The organism is Streptomyces sp. MMBL 11-1 (genome assembly GCF_028622875.1).
Lineage (GTDB): Bacteria > Actinomycetota > Actinomycetes > Streptomycetales > Streptomycetaceae > Streptomyces.
Map to the genome: position 1 here is coordinate 6,749,601 of NZ_CP117709.1, position 15,487 is coordinate 6,765,087.

Annotated in this window: 16 protein-coding genes; 7 read left to right on the forward strand and 9 right to left on the reverse strand. The window is 72.5% G+C overall.

Features of this window, described 5'->3' with window-relative positions; all coding sequences use genetic code 11:
* Positions 1–91 precede the first annotated feature (91 nt).
* From PSQ21_RS37840 to PSQ21_RS29935, 4 genes are all read right to left on the reverse strand, one after another.
* Positions 92–175, reverse strand: a complete 84-nt coding sequence (locus PSQ21_RS37840; RefSeq protein WP_316944184.1) for a putative leader peptide — start codon at positions 173–175, stop codon at positions 92–94.
* 190 nt (positions 176–365) lie between these two features.
* Entirely contained in the window at positions 366–977 is a 612-nt protein-coding gene (locus tag PSQ21_RS29925; protein WP_274034420.1) for a GNAT family N-acetyltransferase, read from the reverse strand.
* Positions 978–1,058: 81 nt separating this feature from the next.
* Positions 1,059–2,354, reverse strand: a complete 1,296-nt coding sequence (locus PSQ21_RS29930) for a helix-turn-helix domain-containing protein (RefSeq protein ID WP_274034421.1) — start codon at positions 2,352–2,354, stop codon at positions 1,059–1,061.
* 238 nt (positions 2,355–2,592) lie between these two features.
* A complete protein-coding gene (locus tag PSQ21_RS29935; protein WP_274034422.1) occupies positions 2,593–4,236 on the reverse strand; it encodes an acyl-CoA dehydrogenase family protein in 1,644 nt (547 codons plus the stop codon).
* A 17-nt stretch (positions 4,237–4,253) separates the two neighbouring features.
* On the opposite strand from PSQ21_RS29935, the gene PSQ21_RS29940 reads away from it, so the two are divergent.
* Positions 4,254–5,444: a YihY/virulence factor BrkB family protein gene (locus PSQ21_RS29940; RefSeq protein WP_397988470.1), complete on the forward strand. Its 1,191-nt coding sequence runs from the start codon at positions 4,254–4,256 to the stop codon at positions 5,442–5,444.
* 9 nt (positions 5,445–5,453) lie between these two features.
* Complete coding sequence (locus tag PSQ21_RS29945; protein WP_274034423.1) at positions 5,454–6,224, forward strand: DUF6597 domain-containing transcriptional factor; 771 nt, start codon at positions 5,454–5,456, stop codon at positions 6,222–6,224.
* Here PSQ21_RS29945 and PSQ21_RS29950 read toward each other — a convergent pair.
* From PSQ21_RS29950 to PSQ21_RS29965, 4 genes are all read right to left on the reverse strand, one after another.
* Positions 6,152–6,556 carry a VOC family protein gene (locus tag PSQ21_RS29950; protein WP_274034424.1) on the reverse strand — a complete coding sequence of 135 codons (405 nt, stop codon included), beginning with the start codon at positions 6,554–6,556 and terminating at the stop codon, positions 6,152–6,154. The genes PSQ21_RS29945 and PSQ21_RS29950 overlap by 73 nt on opposite strands.
* 64 nt (positions 6,557–6,620) lie before the next feature.
* On the reverse strand, positions 6,621–8,171 hold the full coding sequence (locus PSQ21_RS29955; protein WP_274034425.1) for a 3-hydroxyacyl-CoA dehydrogenase NAD-binding domain-containing protein: 1,551 nt from the start codon (positions 8,169–8,171) through the stop codon (positions 6,621–6,623).
* 173 nt (positions 8,172–8,344) lie between these two features.
* Positions 8,345–9,127 (reverse strand): CoA-transferase subunit beta, encoded by a 783-nt coding sequence (locus PSQ21_RS29960; RefSeq protein WP_274034426.1) that lies wholly within the window; start codon positions 9,125–9,127, stop codon positions 8,345–8,347.
* Positions 9,124–10,065, reverse strand: a complete 942-nt coding sequence (locus PSQ21_RS29965; RefSeq protein ID WP_274034427.1) for a CoA transferase subunit A — start codon at positions 10,063–10,065, stop codon at positions 9,124–9,126. The genes PSQ21_RS29960 and PSQ21_RS29965 overlap by 4 nt, the downstream gene beginning before the upstream one ends.
* A 122-nt stretch (positions 10,066–10,187) precedes the next feature.
* Here PSQ21_RS29965 and PSQ21_RS29970 point away from each other — a divergent pair, with 122 nt between their 5' ends.
* Together PSQ21_RS29970 and PSQ21_RS29975 are read left to right on the forward strand one after the other, a co-directional pair.
* Positions 10,188–11,120, forward strand: a complete 933-nt coding sequence (locus PSQ21_RS29970) for a LysR substrate-binding domain-containing protein (RefSeq protein ID WP_274034428.1) — start codon at positions 10,188–10,190, stop codon at positions 11,118–11,120.
* Positions 11,121–11,238: 118 nt separating this feature from the next.
* Positions 11,239–12,459 (forward strand): acetyl-CoA C-acetyltransferase, encoded by a 1,221-nt coding sequence (locus PSQ21_RS29975; protein ID WP_274034429.1) that lies wholly within the window; start codon positions 11,239–11,241, stop codon positions 12,457–12,459.
* Positions 12,460–12,685: 226 nt separating this feature from the next.
* On the opposite strand, the gene PSQ21_RS29980 is transcribed toward PSQ21_RS29975, so the two are convergent.
* Positions 12,686–13,366 (reverse strand): chaplin, encoded by a 681-nt coding sequence (locus PSQ21_RS29980; protein ID WP_274034430.1) that lies wholly within the window; start codon positions 13,364–13,366, stop codon positions 12,686–12,688.
* A gap of 547 nt (positions 13,367–13,913) precedes the next feature.
* Between PSQ21_RS29980 and PSQ21_RS29985 the strand changes: the two genes are divergently transcribed.
* The 3 genes from PSQ21_RS29985 to PSQ21_RS29995 all read left to right on the forward strand — a co-directional run bounded on the left by PSQ21_RS29985 (position 13,914) and on the right by PSQ21_RS29995 (position 15,349).
* Positions 13,914–14,315: a rodlin gene (locus PSQ21_RS29985; RefSeq protein ID WP_274034431.1), complete on the forward strand. Its 402-nt coding sequence runs from the start codon at positions 13,914–13,916 to the stop codon at positions 14,313–14,315.
* A 264-nt stretch (positions 14,316–14,579) separates the two neighbouring features.
* Positions 14,580–14,870, forward strand: coding sequence for a hypothetical protein (locus PSQ21_RS29990; RefSeq protein ID WP_274036009.1), 291 nt, complete (start codon positions 14,580–14,582; stop codon positions 14,868–14,870).
* Positions 14,871–14,938: 68 nt separating this feature from the next.
* Positions 14,939–15,349, forward strand: a complete 411-nt coding sequence (locus PSQ21_RS29995) for a rodlin (protein ID WP_274034432.1) — start codon at positions 14,939–14,941, stop codon at positions 15,347–15,349.
* Positions 15,350–15,487: the final 138 nt, after the last annotated feature.

Here is a 15,487-nt window from a genome sequence, read left to right on the forward strand (position 1 = left end):
GGAGGGCGGCTCTGAGCGGCACACTCGCGCTGAGGCGCGGCGGTGCGCAGGGCTGTTCAGAGGGAAGAGGAGGGCGGCGGTGCTGGGACTCTCAGCTCGCCGGACAGATGGCGCTGGACATGCGGCAGAGGTCGACGTGGCGTCGACTCACCAAGGCAATTCCAGTTCCAGACATGACGGAAGCGTGTCACGGGCATCTCGGGGCAGTCCACCACTATCCGCGATATGGACTGCTGGGTCTCGAAGGGTGGGACGGTGTGGCGCCCATCACGCGGCGCGGTGGCGGCATTGGTGACAAAACGCCCACCGGGAAGCTCTGAGGGCGGAGGAGCGACCGCTCCTCCGCCCTCAGAGATCGGGGTGGCTCAGGAGGCGTACGCCCCGGGCCACGGACCGGGCGTCGCCACGGCCGGCTCCACCTCGGTCTTCGTGTCGAAGAGCCGGAAGCCGCGACGCAGATAGTTGTCCATCGCGTGGGGGCCGTCCTTCGAGCAGGTGTGCAGCCACACCCGCTTCGTCGTCGGCCGCTCCGGCCAGCGCTCCGCCAGGTCCCAGGCGCGCGCCACCCCGTAACTGAGGAGGTGGCCGCCGATCCGCCGCCCCCGGAACGCCGGGATCAGCCCGAAGTACATGATCTCGACCACGCCGTCGTCCTGCGGGTCCAGCTCGATGTACCCGGCCGGCGTCCCGTTCTCGTACGCCACCCACGTCTCCGCCCCGGGCCGCTCCAGGGCCTCCTGCCACTGGGCGTACGTCATGCCCAACCGGTCGGTCCAGTGGATGTCACCGCCCACGGCGGAGTAGAGGAACCGGCTGAACTCCGGCAGTACCACCTCGGACCGGACGATACGCAGATCGCCCTCCGGCACGGCGGCCGGCCGGAGATCGTCGGGCGATGACTGCTCCAGCGACCAGACGGTCACCTCGGTGGTCACCGCGGGAGCGGTCGGGGCTGCGGGCTGCGGGGTGTCGCTCATGACGGCCAGAAAACCATGGCGCCGCCCGCCCGCGCACGGCGGCCCCTCCCCGGACCGGCCGCGTGCGCCCCGCGACCCCGCTCAGGCGGTCGGGGCCGCCGCGCGGGCCTCCGCCACCACCGGCCCCGTGGAGTGCGGCAGCAGATCCGCCCGGTCCCGCGGGTGGATCACCTCCACCTCGACGTCGTCCCCGAAGCGGTACGGGCGGTGGGCCAGCACATCCGCCAGATGGCGCCGCAGCCGGGAGACCTCGGCCCGCACCGTCACCGTCCGGGTCGCGTCCCCGAAGATGTCCCGCGCCAGCTCCGAGGCCGACCGCCCCCGCCGGTGCACCGCCAGCGCGTACAACAGCTCCGCGTGCCGCGGTGACAGCCGATGGGTGCGGTCTCCCAGCGGCCCGGTCAGACGCACGGCGAGCGCCCGGGGCCGGCTCAGGTCCAGCACCATCCGTCGCGCCGTCCCCTCCGTGCCGCCGTCGTCCACCCGCACGAGCCAGCCGCCCGGCAACGGCTCGACCCGGCACAGGCCGAGTGAGGGCAGCCACACCGTGCCCGGCCCCAGCGACTTCGGCAGCGGCAGCCGGTCCACCGGCGCCATCCCGGTCACCGCCGCCAGCCGCCCGTGCACGTCCACCGCCAGCGCCCGCCCGCCGACCCGGCACAGGATCGGCGCGGCCACCGCGCGCAGCCGCTCGATCTCCGCCAGGTGACGGGTGCGGATCTCGCCCTCGGCGAGCCGGGCCACCGAGTCGACCAGCGCCAGCGTCGCCGGATGGAACGTGGACGCCGGACCGCTGATGTCCACGATCCCGATCAGCCGGCCGTCGCGCGGATCCCGGACCGGGGCCGCCGCACAGGTCCAGCCGTGCAGCGCCCGGATGAAGTGCTCCGCCGAGTGGACCTGGATGGGGACCCGGGCGGCCAGCGCCGTCCCGATCGCGTTCGTCCCGGTCGCCGCCTCGGCCCAGGCCGCACCCTCCTCCAGGCAGATGTCGTGGGCCCGGCGCAGCACCCCCGTATTGCCCTGCCGCCACAGCACCCGGCCCTCGATGTCGGTCACCACCATGATCTGCTGCGCGGCGTCCGCTATCGAGGCCAGCCCCGCCCGCAGCAACGGCATCAGCTCGCCCAGCGCCGTGCTGTGGCGCCGGTGCTCGATCTCGTCCGCCCGCAGCAGCTCGCTCTCCGGCGACTGGTCGGGGTCGATGCCGCTCCGCACCACCCGGTCCCAGGAGGCGTCGATCTGTGCCCGGGGCGCGACCTCGGACCGGGTCCCCGCCAGCCGCGCCTCCCGCGCCCGGTGGAGCGATCGGGTCGCCTCCCGGCCGGCCCCCTGGCCCGTCACCCGCACCACCCCCGCAGAAGCTGTGTCCGTCATGGTCCCCGTTCCCCCCGAACGCATCCCGCTCCCGGCCCATCCTGCCGTTCACCTGGCCGGACCGCCGATCAGTCCACACAATGGTTGCAACCCTTTGCAACTCTGGCGGTGTCCCACGGGCCGTACAAGACTCGCGGAACACTGTGCGCCGGGCCTGCCCCGGCCGCCCGGTGGTGCAGGAGCATGGAGGGTGGTGCCGTGTCGGCGCAGCACCACCTTCCGTCGCTTCCCCGCCCCGCTACAGCTCCCCGCCCGCCGGCCGGGCCCGTGCCACCACCGAAGCCAGGTCCGGACGGGGCGGCAGCGTCCCGAAGGCCGAGCCCCAGTCCCCGCCGAGCCGCGAGCCGCAGAACGCGTCGGACACCTCCGGCGGAGCCCAGCGCACCAGCAGGGAACCCTGGAGCACCAGCGCGATCCGCTCCACCAGACGCCGCGCCCGCGCCTCGATGCCCTCCAGGTCGGCCAGCTCCGTCAGCAGGCCCTTGATCGCCGCGTCCAGCCGGTGATCCGCCCCGCGCGCACGGCCGACCTCGCGCAGGAACGCGTCCAGCGCCTGCGGCTCCCGCCGCAACGCCCGCAGCACGTCCAGCGCCTGCACATTGCCCGAGCCCTCCCAGATCGAGTTGAGCGGCGCCTCGCGCAACAGCCGGGGCATCCCCGACTCCTCCACGTACCCGTTGCCGCCCAGACACTCCAGCGCCTCGCCCACCACGACGGAGCAGCGCTTGGTGACCCAGTACTTCGCGGCGGGCACCGCGAGCCGCAGGAAGGCCCGTTCCTCCGCCGTGTCCGTGTCGTACGCGGAGGCCAGCCGCATCGCCAGCACCGTCGCCGCCTCCGACTCCAGCGCCAGATCGGCCAGCACGTTGCGCATCAGGGGCTTGTCGATCAGCAGCCCGCCGAACGCACGGCGGTACGCGCTGTGATGGACCGCCTGTGCCACCGCCTGCCGCATCAGCGCGGCCGAACCCACCACGCAGTCCAGCCGCGTGGCCGCCACCATCTCGATGATGGTGCGCACCCCGCGCCCCTCCTCGCCGACCCGGCGGGCCCAGGTCCCGTCGAACTCGACCTCGGCGGACGCGTTGGACCGGTTGCCCAGTTTGTCCTTCAGCCGCTGGATCGCGAACACGTTGCGCGTGCCGTCCGGGAGCACCCGCGGCAGGAGGAAGCAGGTCAGTCCGCCCGGCGCCCGCGCCAGCACCAGGAAGCCGTCCGACATCGGCGCCGAACAGAACCACTTGTGACCGGTGAGCAGATACTCGCCCTCGCCGGACAGCGGTTCCGCCCGCGTCGTGTTGGACCGGACGTCCGTGCCGCCCTGCTTCTCGGTCATGCCCATACCGAGGAGCACCCCGGCCTTCTCCCGCGGGGGCCGCAGCCCCTCCACGTACGTGTGCGAGGTCAGCAGCGGCTCCCACTCGGCGGCCAGCGCCGGATCGGTCCGCAGCGCGGGCACCGCCGCATGCGTCATCGACAGCGGACAGCCGTGCCCCGCCTCGGCCTGCGTCCAGACCAGGAACCCCGCCGCCCGCCGGACATGACCGGCGGGCCGCCCCCAGGCGTCCGTCAGCCCGGCCGACACGGCATGGCTCAGCAGCCGGTGCCAGGACGGATGGAACTCCACCGCGTCGACACGATGCCCATAACGGTCATGGGTGCGCAGTACGGGCGGACACGCGTTCGCCTGCGCCCCCCATTCCTGGGCCTGGGCGGAGCCCGCGGCACGGCCGAGCTCGCCGAGCTCCTCCAGGGCCACGGGCAGGACCCCGGGCGCGACATGCCGTTCGACGGCCTCGGACAGGACCCGGTCGGCAGCGAAGACGTCATAGCCGACCAGCGGCGGAACCTGATTGGTCACGGTGTGGGTGGTGGCTGCCATGCCGATACGGTAAGGAGGTGCAGGCAGCAAAGGAAACACCCGAGCGGTCACCGGGCCGGCTCCACCGGGCGCGAGTGCTCTACCGCAACGTCTCCAAACGGCGGATGGTGTGGCACTTGCTCAAGGACACCGTCAACTCGTGCATCGAGTACCGCATTCTGGGACTCGCGGCCGAGGCGGCGTTCTTCACCCTGCTCTCGCTGCCCCCGCTGCTGCTCGGCATGATCGGGCTGCTCGGTTACGTCGACGAGTGGACGACCACCACCACCGTCGCCTCCATCGAGCGCAACATCCTCTCCGCCGCCCAGACGGTGCTGTCCGAGCGCGGGGTCAACGACTTCGCCAAACCGTTGCTCGCCGACGTCACGACCGGGGCCCGCCCCGACATCATCTCCATCGGCTTCGCCATCGCCCTGTGGTCCGGCTCCCGCGCGGTGAACGTCTTCATCGACACCATCACCGTCATGTACGGACTCGACGGCCACCGCGGCATCGTCAAGACCCGGCTGCTCGCCTTCCTGCTGTACGTCGTCGCCCTGCTGCTCGGCGCCGTGGTGCTGCCGCTGCTGGTCGTCGGCCCGGACCGGGTGGTCGAGCTGGTGCCGTGGGGCACCGAGGTCATAGCGGTCCTGTACTGGCCGCTCGTGATACTGCTGAGCGTCGCGTTCCTCACGACGCTCTACCACGTGTCCGTGCCGGTGCGTTCGCCCTGGATCGAGGACGTCCCCGGGGCACTGGTGGCGCTCGGCATGTGGGTCCTCGGCAGCTTCCTGCTCCGGATCTACCTGACCAACACGGTCGAGGGGCCCACCATCTACGGCTCCCTGGCGGCGCCGATCGCGGTCCTGCTGTGGATCGGCATCTCCGCCTTCGCGGTCCTGGTCGGCGCCGCGGTCAACGCGGCCATCGACCGGGTGTGGCCCTCGCTCGCCACGGCCGCCGCCCGCGAGGCCACCGAACGCGTCCGGGCCGCACAGGCCGCCGAGTTCGTCGCCCGTACCCGCTCGGCCGCCTACGCCGGAACGGACGACGACGATGACGAGGACGACGGCCCCGCGTACATGCCCTCCGAGTTCCCCGAGCGCTGGTCCCGCTTCCTGCCGCCCGACGACGTGAAGTCCCGGCTGCACGCGACCTGGGAGAAGGACCCCAGGGACGCGAAGGAGACCAAGGAGACCAGGGACGCCGGGGGACCGCCCGCGCGCTAGCGTGGAGGCATGCCCCGGGAACACCACCGTTACCAGGAGCGGCCGTCCCGGCTGACCGGGGCCGTCGTCTGGACCCTGGACGCACCGACCGGACCGCCGGGCCGGGCCCGCTCCGTCCTTCCCGACGGCTGCATGGACCTGATCTGGTCCGCCGGACGCCTCGTCGTCGCCGGACCCGACACCCACGCCTTCCAGGTCGACGCCCGTGACCGCGCCTCCTGCGCCGCGATCCGCTTCCCGCCCGGCACCGCCCCCGTGCTCCTCGGCGTACCGGCGTACGAACTGCGCGACCACCGGGTCGAGCTCGCCGACCTCTGGTCCCGTACCGCCGTCCGTGAACTCACCGGGCGCGTCGACCGGGCCGCCGACCCCGCCACCGCTCTGGAGGACCTCGCCCTGGGCCTGGCCGCCGAGACCGGCCCCCCGGACCCGCTCACGGCGGCCGTCGCCGACCGGCTGCGGCGCGGCGGATCCGTCGCGGCGACGGCCGCCGAGGTCGGCCTCGGAGCCCGCCAGCTGCACCGCCGCTCCCTGGCGGCCTTCGGCTACGGCCCCAAGACCCTGGCCCGGATCCTCCGCCTCCAGCGCGCCCTGGCCCTCGTCCGCTCCGGCCTGCCGTACGCCGAGGCGGCCTGCGCGGCGGGCTGCGTCGACCAGGCGCACCTGGCCCGCGAGATGCGCGACCTCGCCGGGACGACGCTCGGGGCCTACTTCACGGCGGGGGACGCCGGGGCGAACAGCGAGACCCCGCAGCCGTCCGGGTCCAGCACGACCGCGTAGCGCTGCCCCCACACCGCGTCCCACGGCTTCAGGTGCCCCGTGTATCCGGCGCCCGTCAGCTCCGCGTACAGCGTGTCCACCTCCTCCGGGCCGTCACAGGCGAAAGCCAGCCCGAGCCGCTCGCCGCCCGAGGGCCGCTGCCACGCCGGATCGAACGAGGCGATGACCGCCTCCGTGTCCCACAGCAGCCGCTGCCCGCCCGGCAGGGTCACTTCGACATGCGGTGCGGACTCCGCCCCTTCGGGGATGTCGAGGCCGAGCCTGCGGTAGAAGGCGAGCGAGGCCGCCAGGTCCGCCGTGATGATGCTGATCGCGTCAAGTCGTGGAGTCATGCCCCGACCGTACGCACGCGGCGCCCCGACGGTCTTGTACGAATCGGTCACCCGCGCCGGGGCCTCACCCCAGGCAGTCGGCAGGCGAGGTCCCCGGGTCGGTCACGGCCAGGCCCAGGGCGGCCCGTTCCGTGATCCACCGCGTCGGCCGGTGGCGCGGATCGCCCGTCGTCGCGTGCAGCGACCGCTGGAGCTCCAGCGTCCTCGCGGCCCCGACCCGCTCGCCCCAGGCCAGCGGCCCGTACGGATAGCCGAGCCCGGTGGTCACCGCCAGATCGATGTCGGGCGGCGCGGCGAGCGAGCGCTCCGCGATCGAGCAGCCGATCGCGACGACCGAGGACAGCAGCCGCTGCGCGACCGAGCCCGCGGTGTCCCGCACCACCGACACCGCGTACGGATCCTCGCCCTCGGCGGCCCGCGCCAGCACCGCGCGCGCGTCCCGGGCGGCCGCCGGGTCGCCGGCCGCGGTCACCGCGAGGACCCGCCGCCGCCCCGCCGACGGCAGCACCTCCACCCCGAACGTACGCTCCCGGGGCCACGCGCCCTCCGCGACCGCCGCCGACACCGGCGTCCCCCAGACGGGCACCAGCACGACGGCCCGCGCGGACGGCTCCGCGCCCCGCTCGACCCGGACCCCCGCCGCCTCCAGCGACCCGGCCAGCGCCTCCTCGTAGGCGGCGGTCACCGGCCGCCCGCCGGGGACCAGGAACACCGGGCGCTCCGCGTCCCCGGTGACCGCCCTCTCCGGCGCGGGGCCCGAGGCCCCCTCGCCGTACCCGTACCAGCCCCGGCCCGTCTTGCGGCCGTGCAGCCCCGCCACCACCCGGTTCGGGGTCAGGAAGGACGGGCGCAGCCGGTCCTCGTACCGGAAGCCCTCCCAGATCGAGTCGATCACCGCGGCCGTCACGTCGAGACCCGTCAGGTCCATCAGCTCGAAGGGACCCATCCGCAGCCCCAGCACGTCCCGGGCGATCCGGTCGATCTCCGCCGGGTCCGCCACCGACTCCTCCAGCAGCGCGAGCGCCTCGGTCACCAGCCCCCGCCCGGCGTGGTTGACCAGGAACCCGGGGGTGTCGGCGACGGTCACCGCCCGGTGCCCGCAGCCCTCCACCAGCCCGGTCAGCAGCGCAGGGATCTCCGGGCGGGTGGCCGCGCCCGGCACCACCTCGACGATCCTCATCAGCGGCACCGGGTTGAAGAAGTGCAGCCCGGCCAGGCGCGAGGGGTCACCGAGCGTCGCGGCGATCCGGGTCACCGACAGGGAGGAGGTGTTGGTCGCGAAGACGGCGGAGGAGGGCAGCGCCCGCTCCAGCTTCCCGAACACCTCGGCCTTGGTCGCCAGGTCCTCCCGTACCGCCTCGATCACCAGCTCCACCTCCGGGCCCGCCGCCCACGGCTCGGCGAGCGGCACCAGCCGGGCCACGGCCGCGTCCCGCTCGACGGCCGCCATCCGGCCCTTGACGACGGCCCGGTCCAGCATCGAGGCGACGAAATCCAGGGCGTCCGTCACCGCCTCGGGCCGTACGTCCCCGAGCTCGACGGTGTGACCGGCGCTCGCCGCCCACTGGGCGATACCGCGGCCCATGGCCCCGGCTCCGACGATCCTGATACGCATGGTGGTGGGAGCCCTTTCAGCGGCGACAGAGACGGTTCTCAACGGATGGGGAGACGGTTCTCAACGGGATACAGAGACAGGTCTCGACGGGATACAGAGACAGGTCTCAGGGGAGACAGAGACGGTTCTTCGCGGGGAGGGAGGCGGTTCTGCCACGGGGGCGGCCGCGGTCATCAGCGGAGGTAGACACGGTCGGGGTCGACATCGTCCCGCAGGAGCCGCAGCTCGTCGGCGGTCGGCGGGGCCGTCGTCACCACCGTGCCGGCCGTCCTCAGCTCCCACCCGGTCGCGGCCCGCACCTGTTCGACGGTGACCCCGGGATGGACGGCGACCAGCCGCAGTTCGTCGCCGACCCCCTCCCGGGTGAGGACGCCCAGCTCGGTGACGACCCGGGTGACGCCGGCGCCCAGCGGGCGGATCCCGTCCGCCAGCGCCCGGTCCGGGCCCGGCGTGGTGCAGAAGTCGAGGGCGTCGGCGAAGGAACGCGGTGTGTGGCGGCGCATCACCACGAAGACCTCCCGGGCGTTCGCCATCACCTCGACCGCCCCACCGGAACCCGGCAGCCGCACCGACGGGCGGTCCCAGTCCCCGATCACCGAGGTGTTGAGGCTGCCCCACCGGTCGATCTGCGCGGCCCCCAGGAAACCCACGTCGATGTGCCCGCCCTGGAGCACCGAGCCGAACAGAGTGGGCATCGACACCACCGCTTCGGCCCCGGTGATCAGGACGGCGTCCGCGATGGTCTCCGGCAGCCGGGAAGGGTGCGCCCCGCAGACCCCGGACTCGTACACCACCTCGATGCCCGGCGCGACGGTCAGCCGCGCCAGCTCGGCCGCCAGCGTGGGCAGCCCGATCCCCGCGAACACCGCCCGGCGACCGGCCAGTTCACGCGAGGCCACGACCGCCAGCAACTCCGAGGACGTGACGGGCGTGGCCTTCGACTCCTGCTCGCTCACAGCCGCCTCCCGTAGTTCACCGGCTCGCTCAGCGCCTCGCCGACCGCCAGCCCCGCCCAGAACTCCTCGCCCAGCTTCGCCACGTACTCCGCGTGGTCGGCGGTGCCGTACACCCACTCCTCCAGCCACTCCCGCAGCCGAGCCGGGTCCTTGCTGATCGCGGACCAGGAGCGGTAGAAGGCGTTGTCCCGGTCGTAGTAGCCCTGCGCGAACGAGGGGTGCGCCCCGCGCGGGCAGACCACCACCGCGTCGACCGCGTGGGCCGGGATCAGTGTGCGGTTCGGGTCCGAGCGGACCACCTCGTCCGCCACCAGCTCCTCCACGACCACAACCGCCTTCTCCGCCGCGTACACCGCCTCCGCCTGGACGCCGGTCAGCCCCCAGACCTGGGTGTTGCCCCGGCGGTCGGCGCGCTGCGCGTGGACGATCGTCACGTCCGGATTGACGGGCGGTACGACGTAGATCTGCTCGGCTCCCCCGTCGGCGGCCGGGTAGGGCGAGACGACCTTGCGGATGCCGGGGTTGACGGACGTCAGGTCGCTGCCCGCGTACGAGCGCAGCGGGTAGAACGGCAGCCGCTGCGCCCCCGCGAGATAGCGGCACACCATCCCGTAGTGGCTGTACTCCTCGAACGCCAGCGGCCCCGGGTCGGCGTGCTCGATCCGCCGCCGCAGCTCCCCGAGCGAACCGGCGGACGAGTTCCCCACGAAGGAGGAGACCAGACCCGTCACGCACCCGGCCGCCAGCATCTGGTCCACCACGATGTCCGCCGTCATCCGGACGACCGTGAGATTCCGGCGCCCCTGCCGGATGATCTCGTGGCCGGCGGCGGTCGGGATGAGGTGAGTGAACCCTTCGAGGCTCACGGTGTCCCCGTCGCGGACGAAGGCGGCGACGGCCTCCCTCATCGACATGACCTTGCCGTCCGTCCGGTCCACGGTTCTCCTCATCGTCCGCATGGGCGGACCCCACGGTGTCAGCACCCATTGATGGCTGTCCAATACCGAATTAGGGTCTGATCAAGACCGGGGGCATATCAATCGACGCGAGGGGGCGTCCCATGGAACTGCGCCACCTGAAGGCCTTCCTCGCCGTGGCCGAGGAGCTCCACTTCGGCCGGGCCGCCAAACGCCTGCAGATGGCACAGCCGCCTCTGAGCCAGCAGATCCGGCAGCTGGAGAAGGAACTCGGCGTCCAGCTGTTCCGCCGCAACACGCGCTCCGTCCGGCTCACCGGAGCGGGGGAGACCTTCCTCGCCCCCGTACGGACCGTCCTCGACGACCTCGACACCGCCGTCCGGGCCGCCCGCTCGGCGGGCCGGGGCGAGTACGGCCGGGTGACCATCGGTTTCGCCGGAGCCTCCAGCCACGAGACGCTGCCCCGCCTCACCCGCGCCGTGCGCGCCGCCCACCCCGGCCTCGAACTGGTCATGACCGGTCAGACCTACGCCAACGTCGCGCTGGACCGGGTCGCCGACGGCTCCCTCGACCTGGGCTTCGTCCGGCTGCCGGTGACCCGGCCCGGAGTGGAGCACCGGGTGATCGACGAGGAGGAGCTGCTGTGCGCCCTGCCGTTCGACCACCCGCTCGCCCGGCACGCGGCGGTGCCGCTCGGCGAGCTGGCGGACGAACCGTTCGTCTCCTTCCCCGCCAACTCCGGCTCCACCGTGCGCGACGCCATGACCGAGGCCTGCGAGAACGCCGGGTTCACCCCGCGCGTCGTCCAGGAGGCCCCCGACTCGTACACGATCATGGCTCTCGTCGCCGCCGGGGTCGGCGTCACCCTCACGGTCACCTCCGTACGCCACATCCAGCAGAGCGGACTGGCCTACCGCCCCCTGACCGGCCCGCCCATCCGCCGCCAGGCGGCCCTCGCCTGGCGTGCCGACAACCCCTCCGCCGCCCTGCACGCCGTGCTCGCCGTCGCCCGGGAGGCCCTGCCGACCCCCGTACGCGGACCGGGCGGAGGACCGATTGAGACGCCGGGCCTCTGAAAAGGCGGCACATCCGGTATTGGACCCGTTCAGTCACCGGATGCGAAGGTCACCCCAACCGCCCGCGCCCCGCCCGTCGCCCTGGTCGCCCTGGTCGCCCTGAAGGAAAGGCCCCGCCGTGCCGCTCGATGTCGTCATCTGCGAACCCCTGCGCACCCCCATCGGCCGGTTCGGCGGGGTCTTCGCCCGGCAGACCCCGGCCGCGCTGGCCGCGCACGTCATCGCGGAGATCGTCGCCCGCACCGGCATCGACCCCACCCGGGTCGACGAGGTGATCCTCGGCCACGCCTACCCCACCAGCGAGGCCCCCGCCATCGGCCGGGTCGCCGCCCTGGACGCCGGACTGCCCACGACGGTCACCGGCTCCCAGATCGACCGCCGCTGCGGCTCCGGACTCCAGGCGGTGCTGGACGCGGCGATGCAGATCCGGGCCGGATTCAGCGAGGTCGTGATCGCCGGCGGCGTCGACGTGATGAGCGCCGCCCCCTACTACACCCACGACGGGCGCTGGGGCATCAAGGGCCCCGGACTGCAGCTCCACGACGCGCTCGCCCGGGGCCGCGTCACCGCAGGAGGCGTCAACCATCCGGTGCCCGGCGGCATGATCGAGACGGCGGAGAACCTGCGCCGGGAGTACGGGATCAGCCGGGCCGACCAGGACGCCCTGGCCCTGCGTTCCCAGCAGCGCGCCGCCCGCGCCGCGGCCGAGGGCCGCTACGACGCGGAGACCGTCCCCGTCACCGTACGCACCCGCAAGGGCGAGACGACCGTCACCGCCGATGAACACCCCCGCCCCGACACCACCGCCGAACAACTCGCCGCCCTCCGACCGGTGATGGCGAAGTCCGACCCGGATGCCACGGTCACCGCGGGCAACGCCAGCGGCCAGAACGACGCGGCCGCCGCCTGCCTGGTCACCAGCGCCGCGACTGCCGAACGCCTCGGCCTCACCCCGCTCGTCCGCCTCGTCTCCTTCGCCCGCGCGGGGGTGCCCGCCACGACGATGGGCATCGCCCCCGTCGCCGCCACCCGCGCCGCGCTCGACCGGGCGGGCCTCACCCTCGCCGACCTCGACCTGATCGAGCTGAACGAGGCGTTCGCCGCCCAGGTGCTGGCCTGCACCAGGGAGCTGGGCCTCGGCGAGAAGGACCACGAGGAGCGGATCAACGTCAACGGCTCGGGCATCTCGCTGGGCCACCCGGTCGGCGCCACCGGAGCCCGCATCCTCGCCACCCTCACCCGCGAACTCCACCGCCGCGAGGGCCGGTACGGACTGGAGACGATGTGCATCGGCGGCGGTCAGGGCCTCGCCGCGGTCTTCGAACGCGTCGCGAGCTGAACGCGGTTCGCGCACAACCCAACTCCCCCTCCCCGCGAGCCGTTGCCTCCCTGCCCGTGCCCGTGCCCGTGCTCGTATCCGTTTCGTTTCGGGTCGGGTCGGCGCCCGGCGGTCGTTCCACCGCTCCGGCCCGCACCCCGGGCGGGCGGGTCGGAGCGCACAGGAAAGGTCCGGCCGGACAGTCCCCGCTGCCCGGCCGGACCTCGTACTCCCGCAGGAGCTCTGTTCAGTCCCGCGCGTCGCGGGTACGGCGCATCAGCACCGCACCGCCGAGCAGCAGCGCGGCGCTCGCTCCGGCGGCCAGGCCCAGGTCGGCGGCACCGGTGTCGGCGAGATGCGCGTCCGGGGCGTTGGACCCGGGCGTGCCGGAGCCGGGAGTGCCCGAGCCGGGCGTGTCGGTCGGAGGCTGGTCCACGGGCGGCTGGTCCACGGGCGGCTGGTCGACCGGAGGTACGTCGACGGGCGGCTGGTCCACCGGCGGCTTGTCGACCGGGGGCTTGTCCACGGGCGGCTTGTCGACCGGCGGCTTGTCCACCGGGGGCTTGTCGACCGGCGGTTCATCCACGGGCGGTTCGTCGACCGGGGGCTGGTCCACCGGCGGCTTGTCCACCGGGGGCTTGTCCACCGGGGGCTTGTCCACGGGCGGGTGGTTGTGCTTCGGACCGTCGGCGTTCACGCACTTGTTGCCGAAGGCAGGGTTCAGCAGAGCGATCACATTGACGGTGTTGCCGCACACATTGACCGGGATGTGCACCGGCACCTGCACCGCGTTGCCCGAACCGACCCCGGGTGAGCCGACGGCAGCGCCCTCGGCCGACGCGTCGGCGTGCGCGGTGCCGCCGACCGCCGCCAGGAGGCCCGATGCGGCCGCCATGACGATCATGCTTCTGTTCAAGACCTGTCGCATTACTTGCCCTTTCCTAGGACATTCGCGAGGACTTCGCGTGGGTGCTTCGCGCGCGGAGGAAGCGGGCAGCCATCGGGCGGAGCCGCTGCACAGCCGGATCCTGCGGCGAAGCCATGGTGAACGTGGTGAAAACGTGCGCGCTGGACGATTGCCTTAACGACGGAGGCCCAAGCGGGAAACTCGAAGGTGCGTGGAAATTGTGTAATCACCCGAACGGGTGGTGTTGTCGGGCCTCGCACATCCCGGTTCACCGATGAAGGAAAACGATTCGCCTGCAACTGGGCAGCATGTGGCCGGTGTTGACGGCGAGGGGCGCGTTTTCTCCGGCGTATAGCGCGGCCTGGGAGTCGTCCGCCCCCGCCCACCCGTTCGGGCGGGGCGTGTCGGAGAGACGCGCGCAATTCCTTCACGAGCGGGCGGCCGTACGACCGGGGAACGGGGCCGGCTCCCGTGTCCGGCATTCGGGTGAATGGGCGGAACCTCGACGCGGGCGGTCAGTTGACCAGGAGGCTCCGCTACGGGGCGATCGGTACGAGAAGGGTTAATCGTGATCAAGAAGGTTCTGGCTACGGGCGCTGTCGCCGCCTCCATCCTCGGTCTCGGCACCACGCAGGCCATGGCCATCGCCAACGACGGCGGCACCACCACGGTCAACGGCAACGGTGCCTCGCAGGCCTACGGCAACTCCGAGACCCACGGTGACTGGAGCCCGCAGTTCGCGCTCATCCAGGGCTCGCTGAACAAGCCCTGCATCGCCCTCCCGGCCAAGGCGAACCTCGGCTCCCTCGTGGGCCTCGTGCCGATCTCGGTCCAGGACATCAACGTCCTGTCCTCCCCGCAGAACCAGCAGTGCACCGAGAACTCCACCCAGGCCAAGGGTGACGAGGCCCTCTCGCACATCCTGGAGGACATTCCGATCCTCTCCGGCAACGGCGCCGGCAACAACTGATCCGCGGCCGCCCTACTCGGGCCCGGGCCCTCGGCGTTCCTCCACCGAGCGGCTCGGGCCCGTTGCCGTCCGGAGCCCTTTCGCGGCCCGGCTTCGCGGGCCGGAATCACGCAAGACGCCGGAGAAAAACGCCGCTCCGCAGTTTCCCGACATCAGCAGGATCGTTGATCAGGGAGAAAGCGGCAGAAGTCACAGGTAAAGAAAGCTTGTGTGCGGCACGGGAACGTGACCGAAACAGATGCCGCGCAGAAGGGAACCAGAACAGTGAAGTACGCGAAGACCGCCGCCCTTGTTGCCGGTTCCGTGGCTGCCCTCGGAGCGGCCGCTCCCGCCTTCGCCGCTACTACGCCCACGGCCCCCAACTTCAGCCTCGACAGCGGCCTCAACCAGGTGATGGCCAGTGCCCCGCAGATCGTGGACCCGGTGGTGGACACGGTTGCCGAGACCACCGAGACGGTCTCGAAGAACGGCACGGTCGGCAAGCTGGCGGGCCAGGCAACCGGTGCGGCCGAAGGTGCCGCCCCGCTGCTCGGCGGAGTTCCCCTCGGCGGCTGACCGTCGTAACACGACCGTTCCACCTGGTTCTTTCATCGCTCCGCCTCACTCCCCAGAAGGGCCCTCTCATGTTCAAGAAGATCATGGCCTCCGCAGCCGTCGCCGCGTCGGTCGTCGGTGTCTCCGCCGCTGCCGCCCCGTCCGCCATGGCCATCGCCAACGACGGTGGCACCACCACGGTCAACGGCAACGGTGCCTCGCAGGCCTACGGCAACTCCGAGACCCACGGTGACTGGAGCCCGCAGTTCGCGCTCATCCAGGGCTCGCTGAACAAGCCCTGCATCGCCCTCCCGGCCAAGGCGAACCTCGGCTCCCTCGTGGGCCTCGTGCCGATCTCGGTCCAGGACATCAACGTCCTGTCCTCCCCGCAGAACCAGCAGTGCACCGAGAACTCCACCCAGGCCAAGGGCGACGAGGCCCTCTCGCACCTGCTGAACGACATTCCGATCCTCTCGGGCAACGGCGCCGGCAACAACTGAGACCGAGTAGCTCCGGTCCGCTCGGTCCGACCGCGTGGGGCCAGTCCATCCGTACGGCGATCGTTCTGCGCCGCCCGGCCGGACTGGCCCTTCGGCGTGTGCGGACGTCTCCGGCCGGGTTGTCCGATTGGGCCGGAT